This is a genomic window from Oryzobacter faecalis, from assembly GCF_046764005.1.
GTDB lineage: Bacteria > Actinomycetota > Actinomycetes > Actinomycetales > Dermatophilaceae > Oryzobacter > Oryzobacter faecalis.
In genome coordinates, this window is the sequence record NZ_JBKOFW010000015.1 from 17,687 (window position 1) to 35,456 (window position 17,770).

General features: G+C 73.9%; 10 protein-coding genes and 1 riboswitch. Of the genes, 6 read left to right on the plus strand and 4 right to left on the minus strand.

Translation table 11 applies throughout. The annotated features are described in order from the left end of the window. Positions 1-34: 34 nt before the first annotated feature. Together ACK8HX_RS17245 and ileS are read right to left on the minus strand one after the other, a co-directional pair. The gene (locus ACK8HX_RS17245; protein WP_411941953.1) at positions 35-2,110 is read right to left on the minus strand and encodes a M14 family metallopeptidase; all 2,076 of its coding nucleotides are present in this window, start codon (positions 2,108-2,110) and stop codon (positions 35-37) included. 154 nt (positions 2,111-2,264) lie between these two features. Further along, positions 2,265-5,612, minus strand: coding sequence for an isoleucine--tRNA ligase (gene ileS / locus ACK8HX_RS17250; RefSeq protein WP_411941954.1), 3,348 nt, complete (start codon positions 5,610-5,612; stop codon positions 2,265-2,267). 351 nt (positions 5,613-5,963) lie between these two features. Next, a riboswitch (cobalamin riboswitch) is annotated at positions 5,964-6,036 on the plus strand. A gap of 110 nt (positions 6,037-6,146) precedes the next feature. Between ileS and ACK8HX_RS17255 the strand changes: the two genes are divergently transcribed. Genes ACK8HX_RS17255 through ACK8HX_RS17280 form a run of 6 tightly spaced genes read left to right on the plus strand, consistent with a single transcriptional unit; the run spans position 6,147 to position 12,852 of the window. Next, positions 6,147-7,676, plus strand: coding sequence for an LPXTG cell wall anchor domain-containing protein (locus ACK8HX_RS17255; RefSeq protein WP_411941955.1), 1,530 nt, complete (start codon positions 6,147-6,149; stop codon positions 7,674-7,676). Beyond that, positions 7,676-8,533, plus strand: a complete 858-nt coding sequence (locus ACK8HX_RS17260) for a hypothetical protein (protein WP_411941956.1) — start codon at positions 7,676-7,678, stop codon at positions 8,531-8,533. Before ACK8HX_RS17255 ends, ACK8HX_RS17260 begins: the two co-directional genes overlap by 1 nt. Before the next feature lie 21 nt (positions 8,534-8,554). Beyond that, a complete protein-coding gene (locus ACK8HX_RS17265; protein ID WP_411941957.1) occupies positions 8,555-9,688 on the plus strand; it encodes an energy-coupling factor transporter transmembrane component T in 1,134 nt (377 codons plus the stop codon). Further along, a complete protein-coding gene (locus ACK8HX_RS17270) occupies positions 9,681-11,423 on the plus strand; it encodes an ABC transporter ATP-binding protein (protein ID WP_411941958.1) in 1,743 nt (580 codons plus the stop codon). The genes ACK8HX_RS17265 and ACK8HX_RS17270 overlap by 8 nt, the downstream gene beginning before the upstream one ends. After that, the gene (locus ACK8HX_RS17275) at positions 11,420-12,316 is read left to right on the plus strand and encodes an ECF transporter S component (RefSeq protein ID WP_411941959.1); all 897 of its coding nucleotides are present in this window, start codon (positions 11,420-11,422) and stop codon (positions 12,314-12,316) included. The genes ACK8HX_RS17270 and ACK8HX_RS17275 overlap by 4 nt, the downstream gene beginning before the upstream one ends. Then, entirely contained in the window at positions 12,313-12,852 is a 540-nt protein-coding gene (locus ACK8HX_RS17280; RefSeq protein ID WP_411941960.1) for an NUDIX hydrolase family protein, read from the plus strand. The genes ACK8HX_RS17275 and ACK8HX_RS17280 overlap by 4 nt, the downstream gene beginning before the upstream one ends. A 78-nt stretch (positions 12,853-12,930) precedes the next feature. On the opposite strand, the gene ACK8HX_RS17285 is transcribed toward ACK8HX_RS17280, so the two are convergent. Together ACK8HX_RS17285 and eccCa are read right to left on the minus strand one after the other, a co-directional pair. Next, positions 12,931-13,683: a lysophospholipid acyltransferase family protein gene (locus ACK8HX_RS17285; RefSeq protein ID WP_411941961.1), complete on the minus strand. Its 753-nt coding sequence runs from the start codon at positions 13,681-13,683 to the stop codon at positions 12,931-12,933. Positions 13,684-13,729: 46 nt separating this feature from the next. Then, positions 13,730-17,716: a type VII secretion protein EccCa gene (eccCa, locus tag ACK8HX_RS17290; RefSeq protein WP_411941962.1), complete on the minus strand. Its 3,987-nt coding sequence runs from the start codon at positions 17,714-17,716 to the stop codon at positions 13,730-13,732. Between the last annotated feature and the right edge of the window lie 54 nt (positions 17,717-17,770).

Genomic DNA, 17,770 nt, shown 5'->3' on the forward strand with positions numbered 1-17,770 from the left:
CCCGGGCACCACCTCGTCACATCCGAGCTCCTCCTCAGTCCTTGGCCTTCTTGCAGGCGTTGCCGACGTCCACGCGCTGGCCACGGTCGACGACGACCATCCGCTGGGACACGACGTCACCGCCCGTCGTCGAGCAGGTGAGGGTCCACGCCTCCTTGACGCCGGTCTCGACCTTCGGGTTGGGGCCGCCGAAGCGGACCTCACCGGTCCAGTCGCTCGTCTCGCCGCCCTCGTAGTTGTTGAGCTCGACGGTGTACTCGCCCGGGACGGGCTCGATGAGGACCGCCACCTCCGGGTCGGCGAGGCTGGCCGCGGAGCCGACGAGCTCGCCGTCGGAGTTGTAGACGTAGACGTCCCAGTCGACCGCGGCGTCGGGCCACTCGACGTGGACCTCGGCCTTGAAGTTGTCGTACTGCGGCAGCCCGCCGATGGTGAAGGTCGCGTACTCCGAGCCACCCGTCGCCGGGGTGCCGGCCGGGTTGGCCAGGGCCTGCGTCGGCTGGGCGGGGGCCACGGGGTCACGGCCCCAGCGACCGGCCACGACCGGGCGGGTCGACGGGTTGACGGCCCACGTGAACCTGCCGCCCGTCGTGCGCAGCGAGCTCGCGAGGTCGTTCTGGTACGGGACGGGCTCACCGACCGAGCCGTCGGGCTGGTTGACCGGCGAGGTCAGCGTCTGGAACGACTTGCTCACCGTGAGGACGCGACCCGCGGGGGCCGTCCCGGTGATCGTCGAGTGGAACGCCGGGTCGATGACCGACTCCGCCATCTGGAAGTAGGCCTCGCGGTTGCCACCCTTGCCCGCACCGGCCGCCGGCTCGAGGCCGAGGTACTCGGCGACGACCGCGTTCTGGTACTCGGGGTGGAAGCCCTCGGTGCCGATCTCGAAGGTGAACCCGTAGCCACCGGTCTGCCAGTAGCTCCAGTCCTCGGTCGAGCCGGAGGTGTCGTACAGCTGGAACGAGGCCCAGTTGGCGTACTCGTTCGCGGCCGTCATCCGGGCGCCGAGCGCCTTGTACTGCGGCTCGTCCGGGGCGTAGCCGGTCGAGAGCAGCGACGGCGGGCGCAGGACGAGGTTGCTGTACGTGTGGTTCGTGATGAGACCCGTCACCTGGCGACTCGAGATGAGCCGCTTGATGTTGTCGACCTCGGGGATGTCGCCCGGGCCGTCACCGCGGTAGGTGTCGCTGCTCCAGCTCGTGCTGGCCCCGTTGCCACCCCAGAACCCCGGGTAGTTGCGGTTCGGGTCGGTGCCGCGCAGCCGGCCGGCCGGGTTGGCGCTGCACGTGCCGGCACGGTAGGCCGCCGGAGTGTTGGCCGAGACGGTGCAGTTCTTGCGCTTCATCTCGTAGTCGAAGAGCGAGAAGTCGCCGATCGGCACCGCGGAGCGGCTGATGACGAAGCCGTCGACGTTGACGACCGGCACGACGATCGTCCGCGACCTCTGGACGATGTTCCGGGTCCGCGCGTCGGTGGCGTACCCCTCGAGCAGCTCGTGGGCCCACTCCATGGCGTGCTCGACCGACGGCCACTCGCGGGCGTGGTGGGCGCCCATCATCAGCATGACCGGCTTGCCGTCGTCGACGTTGGCGGCGTTCGTCGTGATCTCGATGCCCCGCACGCTGCGTCCCTCGACGCTCTTGTGCGTGAGGGTGATCGGCTTGACCAGGCTCGGGTGGGCGGCGGCCAGCGCGTCGAGCTCGGCGTTGATCTCGTCGAGCGTGCGGTAGGAGGTCCGCCCGCTGGGCAGGGCCGAGGCGGCGACGCTCTTGCTGTAGGCGGCGTCGGCCTGGCGGGCCTTGCGGTTCGTGGCCGCCATGTCGGCGTCCTCGACCGTCCAGGTGAAGCCCGCGTCCTCGAGCTTCTTCGCGTCGGCGGCGGAGTGGAGGACGACCTCCACCCCCGTGGCGTCGCCGTGCTCCGTCGTGTCGAGGCCGAGCGCGTTGACCTTCGAGCGCTCGGCGGGGGACGGTGCGTTGACGTGGACGAGCTGGACCTTCTGCGGGGTCGGCGTCGGGGTCGCGGCGGACAGGCCGGCGCCCGTGAGGACCACCGCTGCGGCCAGCGCGGCCGTCATCGGGAGTCGAGCGTGGACAGGTAGGGACTTCATCGGCTGCTCCTGCGGTGGGGTCACCCTGGTGTGTGGCGCGCCTGTGGGCGTGCACTGTGCAACCTAGACCCGCAGGTCAGCGCGCGCATCCCCGCAACCTCGTTGAATCCGGTACCACCTTGCCCTGTCCGGGACCCGGCGGGAAGGTGGAGGCTCAGCGGCGGGCGACGCGCAGTCGGACGGGGTACCGGTCGCCCACGACGACCTCGGTGACGCCGTCGTCGCCCGCGGCGAGACCGTCGAGGTCGGGGCCCACGGAGAGGTGCTCGGCCAAGGTCTCACCGGTGACGAGGTCGCGGTGGTTCAGCACGGCGCGGTAGACGAACTCGGCACCGGCGACCTCGAGGGAGATCCGGTCGGACACGTCGAGGCCGGCGTCGCGCCGGGCCTGCTGCACGGCCCGCACGAGGTCACGCGCAGCGCCCTCGAGCTCGAGCTCGGGGGTGACGCCGGTGTCGAGGACGACGAAGCCGCCCCCGGGGAGCATCGCGGTGGCGTGCGACCCCGCCCGGCCGGACTCGACCACGGTCTCGAGGGCGTACTCCCCCTCGACGAGGGCGAGGCCGCCCGCCGTGACGGTGCCGTCGTCGGCGACCGACCAGTCGCCGGACTTCGAGCCCCTGATCGCCATCTGGACGTCCCTGCCCAGGCGCGGACCGGCGGCGCGGGCGTTGACGACGAGCCGCCGGCTGATGCCGAAGTCGGCGGCGTGGGCTTCGGCCACGTCGAGGACGCGGACCGCCTTGACGTTGAGCTCGTCGGCGATGATGCCCGCGAACGGCTCGAGGCCCGCGGGGTCGGGCGTCACGACGGTGAGCCCGGCCAGCGGGAGGCGCACGCGCAGCCGCTCGGCCTTGCGCAGGCTGGACCCGGTGGAGCACACCGCCCGGACCTGGTCCATGGCGGCGACGAGGGCGTCGTCGGCAGGGAGAAGGGAGGCGTCGGGCCAGTCCTCGAGGTGGACCGAGCGACCGCCGGTGAGGCCGCGCCAGATCTCCTCGGTGACGAGCGGCAGCAGCGGGGCCGCCACGCGCGTGATGACCTCCAGCGCGGTGTAGAGCGTGTCGAAAGCGGCGTGGGCGGCCGACGCATCGCCGGATCCGGTGTCCCAGAACCGTTCCCGGGACCGGCGGATGTACCAGTTCGTGAGGACGTCGACGAGCTGGCGCACCGACTCGCAGGCACCCGGCACGTCGTAGGCGTCGAGCTGGCCGGTGACCGTGTCGACCATGACCTGCAGCTTCGCGAGGAGGTAGCGGTCGAGCGGGTCGGTGGACGCGGTCGACCAGCGGGCGTCGTAGCCCGCCCCGTCGCCCATCGCGTTCGCGTAGAGGCTGAAGAAGTACCAGCTGTTCCACAGCGGGATGAGCACCTGCCGGACGCCCTCGCGGATCGACTCCTCGGTGACGACGAGGTTGCCGCCGCGCAGGATCGGCGACGCCATGAGGAACCAGCGCATCGCGTCGGCGCCGTCGCGGTCGAAGACCTCGGTGACGTCGGGGTAGTTGCGCAGCGACTTGCTCATCTTCTGGCCGTCGTTGCCGAGGACGATGCCGTGGCTGATGCAGGACGAGAACGCCGGGCGGTCGAAGAGCGCCGTCGCCAGCACGTGCAGCGTGTAGAACCAGCCGCGGGTCTGGCCGATGTACTCGACGATGAAGTCGGCAGGGAAGTGCGCGTCCTCGCTCTCGGTGCCGGCGAACCAGTCGGCGTTCTCGAACGGGTAGTGCACCTGGGCGTACGACATCGAGCCCGAGTCGAACCAGACGTCGAGGACGTCCTCGACGCGGCGCATGGTCGAGCGGCCCGTGGGGTCGTCGGGGTTCGGGCGGGTCAGCTCGTCGACGAACGGGCGGTGGAGGTCGGGGTTGCCCTCGCGGTCGCGCGGGAGGTCACCGAAGTCGCGCTCGAGCTCGGCGAACGAGCCGTAGACGTCGATGCGCGGGTAGGCCGGGTCATCGGACTTCCAGACGGGAACCGGGCTGCCCCAGAACCGGTTCCGCGTGATCGACCAGTCTCGGGCGTTCTCGAGCCACTTGCCGAACTGGCCGTCCTTGACGTGGTCCGGCACCCAGGTGATGTCCCTGTTGAGCTCGACCATGCGGTCCTTGAACGCCGTGACCTCGACGAACCACGACTCGACGCCCTTGTAGATGAGGGGCTCGCGGCAGCGCCAGCAGTGCGGGTAGCTGTGGTCGTAGGTCTCGCGCCGCAGCAGGATCGTCCCCGCGGTGACCGAGCCGGTCGGCCCCTCGCGGCGGGTGGCGTTGCGCAGGTGGTCGATGATGAGCGCGTTCGCGTCGAAGACCTGGACGTCCTCGTAGTCGATGACCGGAACGGTGAACCGTCCGCTCCGGCTCACCGGCATGACGGCCTCGATGCCCTCGCGGTCGGTGACCTCCTTGTCCACCTCACCGAAGGCGCCCGCGGTGTGGACGACGCCCGTGCCGTCGGTGGTCGTCACGGCGTCGTCGGCGGCGACGATGCGGAAGGCGTTCGCGTGGCCGGCGTAGTAGGAGAACGGCGGCTCGTACGTGCGACCCACCAGGTCAGCGCCCTTGTAGCGGCCGAGGACGGTGAACTCGCCCTCGGCGGAGGCCAGCTCGCGCGCGTACGCCGGGAGCCGCGCCTCGGCGAGGAGGTAGCGCGCGGTGCCCTCGGTGCCGGGCACGGGCGCCTCGACGACGACGTAGTCGATGTCGGAGCCGACCATGGCCGCGAGGTTCGACGGCAGGGTCCACGGCGTCGTCGTCCAGACGAGGACGTGGGCGCCGTCGAGCACCGGGTCGTCCCCGGTGGTGGTCAGCTCGTAGCCGACGGTGACGGCGGGGTCCTGACGGCTCTGGTAGACCTCGTCGTCCATCCGCAGCTCGTGGTTCGACAGCGGCGTCTCGTCGTTCCAGCAGTACGGGAGGACACGGAAGCCCTCGTAGACGTACCCCTTGTCGTACAGGCTCTTGAACGCCCAGATGACCGACTCCATGTAGTCGGGGTTCATCGTCCGGTAGTCGTTCTCGAAGTCGACCCAGCGGGCCTGGCGGGTGACGTAGTCCTCCCACTCGCCGGTGTACTTCATCACCGAGTCGCGGCAGGCGGCGTTGAACTTCTCGATGCCCAGCTCGAGGATCTCGTCGGTGGTCTTGATGCCGTTGAGGCGCATCGCCTCGAGCTCGGCGGGCAGGCCGTGGGTGTCCCAGCCGAAGCGGCGCTCCACCCGGCGGCCGCGCATCGTCTGGTAGCGCGGCACGACGTCCTTGACGTAGCCGGTGAGGAGGTGGCCGTAGTGCGGCAGCCCGTTCGCGAACGGCGGCCCGTCGTAGAACACGAACTCGTTCTCCCCGCGCTCCCCCGGAGAACGGTTCTCGACCGAGGCGCGGAAGGTGTCGTCCTTCGCCCAGTGCGCGAGGACGGCCTCCTCGACCTGCGGGAAGCGCGGGCTCGCGGGCACGCCGAACGCGGCGCCGGTGTGGTCACCCGTCGTGCTGACCTTGGGGTACGTCATCGGGAAGGGCTCCTACGGTCGTCGTCCACTCGTGTCGTGCACGAGGACGACGCCCCACCGGGCGCCCGGACCGGACGCCGCGGCGGTCCACCGCGGTACCACCTCGCTTGCCCCCACCGGGGTGGGAGCCGCTCTGGCCGAAGGTCGTGACGTGACCCCGACGTCCGGGTCTAGTGAGGACGTCGCGTGGCTGTCGCGGGTCCCGTTCTTCCGGAGGCTCGCCGCTGATGACGGCTCGAACGCCTGTGGGGGTGATCCTACCCACGGTGGACGCGGTCTCCCCACCGGGTTCCGGGAGGGGTAGAGTCTGCGCGTCGCCCGAGAGGGCGGCCACACCCAACGCCTCTGCAGGGGGAAGCCGGTCGAAGTCCGGCACTGTCCCGCAGCCGTAGGTCACGAGCGATCGTGGCGAGTCGGAATGCCCAGCAGGTGCGAGCGGCTCCAGTTCACCCGTCGAGGAATGCGGGACGGAGCCCGACCGACCGGGGCTCCGGTGGTTCGGGCAGTCGTCACGAACCGCCAGGAGAGGCACCGATGTCCCCCACCACCACCCGCGTGGCGCTGCGCCGCGCCGGCACCCTGCTCGTCGCCGCGGCCCTCGTCGCCGGCCCGGCCGGCCTCGCGTCCGCCGACCCGGGCGCCCAGCCCACCCCCTCGGTGAGCACGTCGGCGACCGCCGAGCCCACCGCGCCCACGTCGCCGGCCCCGTCGACGACGACCGAGCCGTCGGTGACCCCCACGCCCTCCGCGAGCGCGTCCCCGAGCCCGTCCGCGTCCGGCACCCCCGCAGCCCCGGCGGCGACCCCGAGCGCCGCGCCGGAGACCGTCCGCGGCCTCGGCGCCGCCGAGCTCGCCGCTGCGGCCGGCCAGGCGACGCCGCAGACCGGCTGGGCCGCCGACTTCATCGCGCGGACCCTCGCCGCCGGCGGCGACCACTACCAGTACCCGGACTTCGACGCCTTCGACGGCGGCAACACGATCGACGCGATGCTCGGCCTGGCGGCCTCCGGCGTGGGCGCCGACCAGCTCGGGCAGTCGCTCGACTACCTCGAGGCCAACGTCGGCGGCTACATGGGCGCCGACTACGACTCCACCTTCGCCGGGCCGACCGCGAAGGCCGTCATCGGCGTCCTCGCGGCCGGCGGCGACCCCACCGATGCCGGAGGCCTCGACCTCGTCGCCGAGCTGCAGGCGACCGAGGGCGCGGTCGAGCCGGGGCGCTTCTCCGACCTGCCCGTCGACTGCGGCTACACCACGTGCGACTACTCGAACACGATCGGCCAGGCCCTCGGCATCATCGCCCTGGTCCGCGCCGGTGAGCCACTGAGCGTCGCGTCGGTCGACTTCCTCGTCGCCCAGCAGTGCGCCGACGGCGGCTTCCGCGGGAACCTCGACGCACAGACCTGCGTCTCCGACCCGGACGCCACCGCCTTCGCGGCCCAGGCCCTCGTCGCGGCGGGTGCCGCCGAGGAGGGCGCCGACGCCCTCGACTGGCTCGCCGCCGCCCAGAACACCGACGGCTCCCTCGAGAACAGCGACGGCGAGCGCAACGCGAACACCACCGGCGTCGCGGCACAGGCCTTCGCGGCCGGCGGACGCGACGCGGACCTCGCGCAGGCGCAGGCCTTCCTCGTGACCCTCCAGTACGACTGCGCGGCTGCGGCCGCGCTGCGCGGCGGCATCGCCTTCTCGGCCGGCACCCGGTCGACGACCACGGTCGAGGACTCCGACCTGCGGGCCACCGGCCAGGCGACCGTCGGCCTCGCGGGCGAGTCACTCCTCTCGGCCGCCCTCGGCGAAGGTTCCGCGGCGGGGACGACGGGCCGGACCTGCGCCCCGACGCCGACGACGAGCGGCCCGCCCACCACGACGACGCCGACGGCCACGGTGGACCCCACCGAGGGGTCGGGGTCGGACGGCGGCCAGACGCCGGTCGCCTCCGGTCCCGGCAGCCTCGCCCAGACCGGCTCGGACCTGCTGTGGCCGGTGGCCGCGGGCCTGGTCCTCCTGCTCGTCGGCGGCCTCGCCGTCGCCGCCTCGCGCCGCCGGGGGGCGCACGCCTGATGGGTCGCCCGACTCACCGCCTCCTCGCGCGCCTCGCCGGTGCCGCCGCCGCGGCGGGCCTGGTCCTCACCGGGCTCGTCGCGACCGCCGGCCCGGCGAGCGCCGCGGCCTGCTCGGGGACGACGGGCGTCACCGTCGTCGTCGACACCGGCAGCTCGATCTCGACGCGGTGCGCCTCGGGCAACCCGGACTCCGCGTGGGCCGCGCTCCAGGCAGCCGGGCACTCGGTGACGCCGGTCCAGCAGTTCCCGGGCGCGATCTGCCGGATCGACGGGTACCCCTCGTCCGACCCCTGCGTGCGGATGCCTCCGTCCGACGCCTATTGGGCGTTCTTCCACGCCTCGCGGGGCGGCAGCTGGCGGTACAGCACCACCGGCGCGCGCAGCTACGACCCGCCGTCCGGCTCCGTCGTCGGCTTCCGCTTCGGGTCGGGCCAGCAGCCGCGGGTCGCACCGCCGGCGAAGGCGACGACGAGCACGCCGAAGCCCACGACGGCGGCCCCGAAGCCGACGACGGCCGCGCCCAAGCCGACCACGGCCGCCCCGAAGCCGACCACGGCCGCCCCGAAGGAGGGGGCGGGCACGACGTCGACGGCGCCCACCGCGACGGCGTCGCCGCGCGCGTCCGCCTCGGCGAGCGCCTCCGCCTCCGCCTCCGCGTCGGCCTCGGCGTCGGCGTCCACGTCGCCCTCCGCGAGCGCGTCGGCGACGGACGACCCGACGACGAGCGCCGCCGCGCCCGCGTCCTCCGACGACGGGTCCGGACCGGGACTCGGGACGCTCCTCGCGGGTGGCGCCCTCGTGGCCGCGGTCGCGGGCGGCGCCGGGTGGGCCGCCTGGCGGCGCCGCGCCGCCTGACCGTGGGGCGATGATGGGCCGATGAGCGCCACCCTCCCCCGCGCGGTGCACCCCGCGGCATGGTGGGGGTGGGCGATCGGGCTGGCCGTCGCCGTCAGCACGACGAACAACCCGCTCCTGCTCGCCCTCGCGCTCGCCGTCGTCGCGCTCGTCGTCGCCGCGCGTCGCGGCTCCTCGCCGTGGGCGCGGGCCTTCCGGCTCTACCTCTGGCTCGGTCTCGCCATCGTCGTCGTGCGCGTCGTCCTCCACGTCCTCGTCGGCCTCAAGGTGGGGCACATCGAGGTCGTCGCGCTGCCGGAGGCGACCCTGCCGTCGTGGGCCGCGGGCATCCAGCTCGGTGGCACCGTGTACCTCGAGGGGCTGCTGTACGCGACGCTCCAAGGGGTCCGGCTCGCCGTCATCATCGCCTGCGTCGGTGCGGCGAACGCGCTGGCCAACCCCAAGCGGATGCTGCGCGCACTGCCCGGGGCGCTGCACGAGATCGGCTCGGCCGTCGTCGTGTCCGTGTCGGTGGCCCCGCAGCTGGCCGAGAGCGTCCAGCGGGTCCGTCGTGCCCGGCAGCTGCGGGGGGACACGGCGCGCGGGCTGCGGTCGGTCCCGGCCGTCGCCCTCCCGGTGCTCGAGGACACCCTCGAGCGCTCGCTGCTGCTGGCCGCCGCGATGGACTCGCGCGGGTACGGGCGGGCGGTGGCCGTGCCGGCCGGTGAGCGGGCCCTCGTGGGGTCCCTGACGCTCGGTGGCCTCCTCGCGAGCGCGGTCGGCGTCTACGGGGTCCTCGACACCTCGACCCCTGCCCTCATGGGCACCCCGACCCTCCTCCTCGGGCTCGTCGCGTCGGCGCTGGGGCTGTGGCTCGGCGGCCGCCACGTCCCGCGCACCACCTACCGGCCGGACCCGTGGCGGGCGCCCGAGTGGGTGACCGTGGCCTGTGGGGTCGTCGCTGCGGCGGTCCTCGTCGTGACCTCGCGGACCACCCCGATGGTCCTCGAGATGCCGCTCTCCCCGCTGGGCGTGCCGGGGCTGCCGCTGCCGTCGGTGGCGGCGATCCTCGTGGGGGCGCTGCCGGCCTTCCTCACTCCCGAGCCGCCGCGCGCACCGTCCCGCGATGTCCGCCGTGGCGCCGCCCCCGTTCCCCAGGAGGCCGGGCGTGGCTGAGCCGCACGCGATCTCGCTCGAGGCCGTGACCATCACCCTGCCCGGGTCCGACCGGCCCGTGCTGCGGGAGGTCTCACTCACGGTCGACGAGGGCGAGCTGGCGCTCGTCGTCGGCCGCACCGGGTCGGGCAAGTCGACGCTGCTCGGGGCGATGTGCGGGCGGGTGCCGCACTTCACCGGCGGCACCCTCGCCGGGCACGTGCGCGTCCACGGCCGCGACACCCGCGAGCACCGGCCCCGCGACCTCGCCGACCTCGTCGGGGTCGTCGGCCAGGACCCCCTCGCGGGCTTCGTCACCGACACCGTCGAGGAGGAGCTGGCGTACGGGATGGAGCAGCTCGGGCTGCCGCCCGCGACGATGCGCAAGCGGGTCGAGGAGACCCTCGACCTGCTGGGGATCGCCGAGCTGCGCGGCGCGGCCCTCCACGAGCTGTCCGGCGGTCAGCAGCAGCGCGTGGCGATCGGCTCGGTGCTCACGGCGCACCCGCGCGTCATCCTCCTCGACGAGCCGACCTCGGCGCTCGACCCCACCGGCGCCGAGGAGGTGCTGGCCACCATCACCCGGCTCGTCCACGACCTCGCGGTGACCGTCGTCGTTGCCGAGCACCGGGTCGAGCGGGTGCTCCACTACGCCGACACGGTCGTCCACGTCTCCCCGACCGGCGAGGTCGTGTCGGGGACGCCGGCCGAGGTCATGGTCGACTCCGACATCACCTCGCCCGTCGTCGAGCTCGGCCGCTGGGCGGGGTGGTCACCGCTCCCCCTGTCGGTGCGCGACGCCCGCCGGGCCGCCCGCGACCTGCGGGCCCGCCTCGCCGCCACCCGGGGCCCCTCCGCCCCGACCCCGCCCGCGGACGAGAATCGTCCAGAACGTCACCGTGCGGACGCCGGTCCCGGGTCAGGACCGTCCGACCGTCCTGCTCTCGGTCGAGCCTCGTCCGCGGGGGAGTCCGTGCTCACCGCGCGGGGGGTCGTCGTCCGGCACCCGGGCGACGTGGTGGCGGTCGCCGGCGTCGACGTCGACCTGCGCGCGGGCGAGGTCACCTCCCTCATGGGGCGCAACGGGTCCGGGAAGTCCTCGCTGCTGTGGGCCCTGCAGGGCAGCGGCACGCGCACCTCGGGCACGGTGCGCGCCACCGGGACCGACGGCGCCGAGCCCGTCGACCCGGCGTCGCTGCCTGCCGGACGGCGCCGGGCCCTCGTCGGCCTCGTGCCCCAGTCGGCGGCCGACCTGCTCTACCTCGACACCGTGGGCGGGGAGTGCGCCCAGGCCGACCGCGAGAGCGCGGTCGAGGTCGGGACCTGTGCGGGCGTGCTCGCCGGCATCGCCCCGGGAATCCCGCCGGGGCAGCACCCTCGGGACCTGTCGGAGGGCCAGAAGCTCGCCCTCGTCCTCGCCGTCCAGCTGACCGCCGACCCGCCCGTGCTCCTCCTCGACGAACCGACCCGCGGTCTCGACCCGACCGCCAAGGCGTCGCTGAGCCGCACCCTGCGCGACCTCGCCGCCCGCGGCCGGGCCGTCGTCGTGTCGACCCACGACGTCGAGTTCGTCGCGGAGAGCGCCGACCGGGTCGTCGTCATGGCGGCCGGTGAGGTCGTGGCCGACGGGCCCACCGCCGACGTCGTCGTCTCCTCCCCCGCGTTCGCCCCGCAGGTCTCGAAGGTCACCGCACCCGGGCCGTGGCTCACCGTCGCCGACGTCCGCGGCGCCCTCGACGAGGTGGCGGCCCGGTGAGCGCGGCGGTCGCGGCCACGCCGCGCACGTCGCCGGGCCGGCTGCGCGTCATCCGGCTGCGCCCCCGCTCGGCGGCAGCGGTGGCCCTCGTCAGCCTCGTCGGGCTCTTCGCGTTCCTCTGGCCGCTGTTCGTCTCGCCCGACTCCGGCCTCGCCCACGGGGGCGACGCCCCGCTCGTGTTCGCCGTCGTCCTCCCCCTCCTCCTGGCGGTCGTCCTCGCCGAGCTGAGCGAGGGCGGGATGGACGTCAAGGCGGTCGCCATGCTCGGCGTCCTCGCCGCGATCGGCGCCGCGCTGCGCCCGCTCGGGGCCGGGACCGCGGGGCTGGAGACCGTCTTCTTCCTCCTCGTCCTGGGCGGGCGGGTGTTCGGCGCCGGCTTCGGGTTCGTGCTCGGCGCGACGACCCTCTTCGCGTCGGCGCTCGTGACCGGTGGGGTGGGTCCGTGGCTGCCGTTCCAGATGCTCGGCGCGGCATGGGTGGGCTGGGGCGCCGGGCTGCTGCCTCGGGCGCGGGGCCGGGCCGAGCTCGCCCTCCTCGTCGCGTACGGGGCGCTCGCCGGGCTGTTCTACGGGCTCGTCCTCAACTTCTCGTTCTGGCCGTTCGCGACGGGGATGGCCGGCGGGCTGTCGTTCGTGCCCGACGCGCCCGTCCTCGACAACCTCCACCGCTTCGTCGTCTTCACCCTCGCGACGAGCCTGGGGTGGGACATCGGGCGGGCGGTGACGACGGGCGTCCTCGTCGCCGTGACGGGGCGGGCCGTCCTCGGGGCGCTGCGTCGCGCCGCCCGCCGGGCGGCCTTCGAGGAGCCCGTCACCTTCGCGGAGCCGACCGGGCCGCCGCCCGTGGGGCACCCGGAGCCGCACGTCCCTGACGTGGCACGATCGGGGCCATGAGCCCCCTGGAGCTGGACCGCGACCCCGCCTGGCTGAGCCGCGAGGAGCTCGACGCGGCCCGGCAGCGGTTGCCGATCCTCTACGTCGACGCCGTCCCGGTGCGGGTCGACGACCGCGGCGCCGTCTCGGCCGTCGGCGTCCTGCTCCGACTCGGCCCCGACGGACGCGTCTCGCGTGAGCTCGTGTCGGGTCGCGTCCTGCACCACGAGCGGGTCCGCGACGCCATCCTCCGGCACCTCGAGAAGGATCTCGGACCGATGGCGCTGCCCCGTGTGCCGGTGAGCCCCCAGCCGTTCACCGTGGCCGAGTACTTCCCCACCCCCGGGGTCACGCCCTTCCACGACCCGCGCCAGCACGCGGTGTCGCTCGCGTTCGTCGTACCCGTCGCCGGCGACTGCTCGCCGCAGAACGACGCCCTCGACCTCACCTGGCTCACCCCCGACCAGTGCCTCGACCCCGGTGTCCAGGCCGAGATGGACCGCGGCCACGGGGTGCTGCTGCGCCAGGCGCTCGCCCACCTCGGCCACCCCGTCTGAGGACGACCGGAGGCGCCTCGGTCAGCAGCTCACCGCGTACCGAGATCGACGCACTGGACGATGTCGGTACGCGGGTGGTCAGCCGGTGAACTTGTCCCGCGTACGGGTCATGTCGTGCCGGTCGGCCTCGTGCGACTCCTCCGGCGTCGGCGCGGTGCCGCCGAGCCGGGCGGGGACCCAGCGCAGGTCCCTGCCGGAGAGCACCGGGTAGGCGGCCTGCTGCGCGTCGAGCTGTGCCTGCATGACCGCCTTGACCCTCGCAGTGGCCTCGGCGACGTTCTCGCGGCGTGCGACCACGATCGGCGCACCGACCGTGATGGACACCGGGATGTTCGCCCGCCCCATGTGCTTCGGGAGGTCCTTGGTCCACACGCGGTGGCCGCCCCAGATCGTCACGGGCAGCACGGGGACGCCGGCCACCTGGGCCATCTTCACCGCTCCCGGCTTGAACTCCTTGAGCTCGAAGCTGCGCGACATCGTGGCCTCGGGGAAGACGCCGACGATCTCACCGGCGCGCAGGGCGCGGATGGCGTCGGCGAAGGCCTGCCCGCCGTTGTGCCGGTCGACCGGGATGTGGCCCATCCCGCGCATGAGGGGTCCGGAGACCTTGTGGGCGAAGATCGACTTCTTCGCCATGAACCGCACGTACCGGCGGTGCGGCCAGGCGGGGAGCCCGGCGTACATGAAGTCGAGGTAGCTCGTGTGGTTGATCGCCATCACCGCGCCGCCCTCACGGGGCACGTTCTCCTCGCCGGTGATCGTGAACCGCGCTCCCTGGAGGAAGAACAAGGTCTTCACCGCGTGGATGACGGGGCGGTACACGGGCTCCATGCGCCCACCCTAGGCCAGCGGGACCGGACCCGGGGACCTGCGCTGGTCAGCCGAGGCGCGGCGGCTTCCACGCGAGCTGGAGGACCTGGTCGCCGAGCTCGCGCGAGACGATGCGCGCCCGCCCGGGCGGCTGCACCGACGGCTTGACCCGCCCGATGAGCATGCCCTCGTCGGGGCTGCCCGACAGCAGGATGCCGGGCGAGCCCAGGTCGCGGATCGTCTGCACGACCGGCTCGAACAGCGCGCGCGAGGCCCCACCCATCCGCCGGGTCAGCACGAGGTGGAGCCCGACGTCGCCCGCCTGCGCGAGCAGCGGGACGAGGGGCCGCAGCGGGCTGCCTGCCGAGGTGACGACGAGGTCGTAGTCGTCCACGAGGAAGAACACCTCGGCGCCCTGCCACCACGACCGCGCGCGCAGCTGCTCGGGCGTGACGTCGGGGCCGGGCAGGCGGGTGCGGAGGAAGTCGGCGATCCCCTCGGCGGCTGCCGCGGTCTGGTCCTCGGTGGTGAGGTACTCGCCGACGTGGTCGTCGGGCAGCTCACCGAGGAGGGCCCGGCGGTAGTCGACGACGAACAGCTTCGCCTCGTCGGGCGCGTACAGCCGGGCGACCTCGTGCGCGTAGGACCGGAGGAAGGCCGACTTGCCGGAGTCGGCGTCGCCGAGGAGGTAGGCGTGCGGCTCCTCGGTGAGGTCGAGGCCGATCGGGGCGAGGTTGCTCTCGTCGAGGCCGAGGAGGAGACGCTTCTCGTCGGGGGCCGCGAGCTCGCGGACGGCGTCGAGGGTGACCTGCCCGGGCAGCAGCCGGAGCTTCGGCCCGCGGGGGCCGGTCCACGCCGCGTTGACCTTGGCGACGAGGTCCTCGACGCCGTCGCCGAGGTCGTCGACGCTCCCGCGGTCGTCGACGCGCGGGACGCCGCCGAGGAAGTGGTGCTTCGTCATCGTCAGGCCCCGGCCGGGTCGGCCCTTGGGGACGTTGGCGGCGATGCGCCGGTCGACCTCGGAGTCGCTCGGGTCGCCGAGGCGCATCTCGATGCGGGTGCCGAGGACGTCGCGGATCTGGTTGCGGAAGTCCATCCACCGCGAGGTCGTCACGACGACGTGGACCCCGAACGTCAGGCCGCGCCCGGCGAGCTCCATGATCTGCTGCTCGAGCTCGTCGAACTCCTGGCGCAGCGTCATCCAGCCGTCGACGACGAGGAAGACGTCGCCGTAGCCGTCGTCGACCCGGCCCTGGGCGCGCCGGGCGCGGTAGGTCTCGATGGAGTCGATGCCGTGGGCGCGGAAGTACTGCTCGCGCAGGTCGACGATGCCGCGGATCTCGGCGACGAGCCGACGGACCACCTCGGGCTCCGAACGGTTCGCCACACCCGCCACGTGGGCCAGCTTGGCGAGCGGGGTGAACGTGCCGCCGCTGAAGTCGAGGACGTAGACCTGGCTCTCGAGCGGGGTCGTCGTCAGGGCGATCGCCGCCACGACCGTGCGGGCCATCGTCGAGCGACCCGTGCGCGGGCCACCGACGACCGCGACGTGGCCGGCAGCACCGCCGAGCCGGAGGACGAACAGCTCGCGGCGCTGCTCGAGCGGGCGGTCGACGATGCCGACGGGCATGACGTACGAGCCGCGCTCGCGCCAGCGCCGGCTCACCAGACCCAGGGCCGGGTCGGCCGCGAGGTCGCCGAGCAGCTGGTCCATCGAGTTCGGGACGTCGAGCGGCGGCAGCCAGACCTGGTGGGCGGGGCGGCCCCTGCCCTTCATCCGCGAGACCGCGATGTCGAAGACGGCGCGCGTCTCCTCGGGCTCGGTCGAGGCACCCGCGGGCACGGCCTCGCTCTGGCGACCACGCCCGACCGCGACCGGCGCCAGGGTGAACGGCATGATCTCGGCGGCCCCGACCGACGCGCCCTCGACCTCGGCGACCCGGCGCCGGCGGCCCTTCGGCGGCCCGGACACGTAGGCGGCCTTGAACTTGGTCAGCGTCGTCTGGTCCGGCTTGAGGTAGCCCAGGCCCGGCACCGGCGGCAGCTCGTAGGCGTCGGGGACGCCGATGACGGTGCGCGACTCGCCCGCGCTGAACGTCCGCAGGCCGATCCGGTACGACAGGTGCGACTCGAGGCCGCGCAGGCGCCCTTCCTCCAGCCGCTGCGAGGACAGCAGGAGGTGCATCGACAGCGAGCGCCCCAGCCGCCCGATGGCGACGAAGAGGTCGGCGAACTCCGGCTTGGCGGACAGCAGCTCGGAGAACTCGTCGGCGACGATGAGCAGGGCCGGCAGCGGCTCGAGGTCGGCCCCCTGGGCGCGGGCGCGTTCGTAGTCGGTGACGTTCGCGAAGTTGCCGGCCGAGCGGAGGAGCTCCTGGCGGCGGGTCATCTCGCCCTGGAGGGCGTCCTGCATCCGCTCGACGAGGGTGAGCTCCTGGCCGAGGTTGGTGATGACGGCCGACACGTGCGGCATGTCGGCCATGCCCGCGAACGTCGCGCCACCCTTGAAGTCGACGAGGACGAAGTTGAGGGCCTCGGGCGAGTGCGTCATCGCCAGCGCGAGGACGAGGGTGCGCAGCAGCTCGGACTTGCCGGACCCGGTGGCGCCGATGACGAGGCCGTGCGGGCCCATGCCCTGCTGCGCCGACTCCTTGATGTCGAGCGCCACGACCGTCCCGGCCTCGTCGACGCCGATGGGCACCCGGAGCCGGTCGCGCTGGAGCCGGGGGCGCCACGCGGTGTCGGCGTCGAAGTCGCGGACGTCGCCGGTGCCGAGGAGGTCGACGAGCTCGGTGGAGGAGGAGAGGGCGTCGCGTGCCTCGGGCTCGTCGGCGTGGTAGCGGGGGGCCAGGCGGCGCGCGGCGGCCTCGGCCCGGACGGTGGAGAGCTGGTCGGCGACGCCGTGCGCGGTGCCGCGGGCGAGGGTGATGATCTCGAGCGGGACGGTCCCGGCGCGCGGGCCGCGCTCGACCTCGTGGCCGACCGCCAGGCGCAGCGTCGAGGACGAGGTCAGCTCGCCCCACTGCTCCGGGAGGTCGAGCACCGTCACGCCGAGGACGCCGTCGGGGGTGACCACGGGGTTCCCGGGCGGGACGTCGCCGCCGTCGACGACGAGGAGGACGTGCGGGAGCGAGGGCGCGTCGCTCGGGCCGAAGCGCGGCCGCTCGACGAGGTCCTGGGGCAGCAGCGGGAGCAGGTCGTGGACCGACTCCCCCACGAGCCGCACCGGACCGACGGCGTCGCGCTCGCGGGTGGACAGCGCGTGCGGCAGCCACTTGAGCCACTCCCACTCCGAGCGGGCCTCCCGCGAGACGAGCGCGGCGACGACGAGGTCCTCGGGAGCGTGCTGCATCGCGGCGGACAGGACGAGCGAGCGGGCGAGCGCGCGCGCGGGGTCGGCGTCGCCGGTGACCTCGACGTGCGCGAAGGCCCGCAGCGCCACCGATGCCGGAAGGCCGGGCTGGACCTGGTGGGTCGACAGGAGCCGGTGCAGCGCCGAGGCCGCGACGGGGTCGAGCTGGGCCAGCGGCGCGGTCTCCGGCGGCTCGAGGGTGAGGCAGAGCGGCTGGGCGGTCGTGCCCATGCGGACCTGGAGGAAGTCGGCGTCGGAGGGCGTGCGCTCCCACACGCGGGTGCCCTCGGCCGCGATCGCCGGAAGTGCCGCCGGGTCGGGGTAGTCCCACAGCGCCGCCTCGCGCTGGCGGCCGGCGGCGTCGCGGATGGTGCCCCGCACCTCGGCGAGGTAGGCGAGGTACTCCCGGCGGGCGGCGAGCACCTGGCCGGTGTGCTGCTGGCGCTGCCGGACCCCGCTCGCGAGGACGAAGCCGACCGAGGCGACGAGGAACATCCCGGCGGTGAACCAGGCGCGCGGCCCGCTCTGCGACATCGCGACGAAGCCGATGGTGCCGAGCGAGCCGAGCATCGGCACGGCCTGGAGCAGCAGCCCGCTCGCGCCCTCGGACGGCGTGATCTCGGGGGGTGGCTGGAGCTCGATCCGCCCGGTCGGCACCCGGGGCGCCTCCTCGCGGACACCGCGCCTGGTGGCCACCGTCATACCGTTCCCCTCCCACGTCCCACTGGGCGATCTGCCCCACCGTACCTGTGGCTA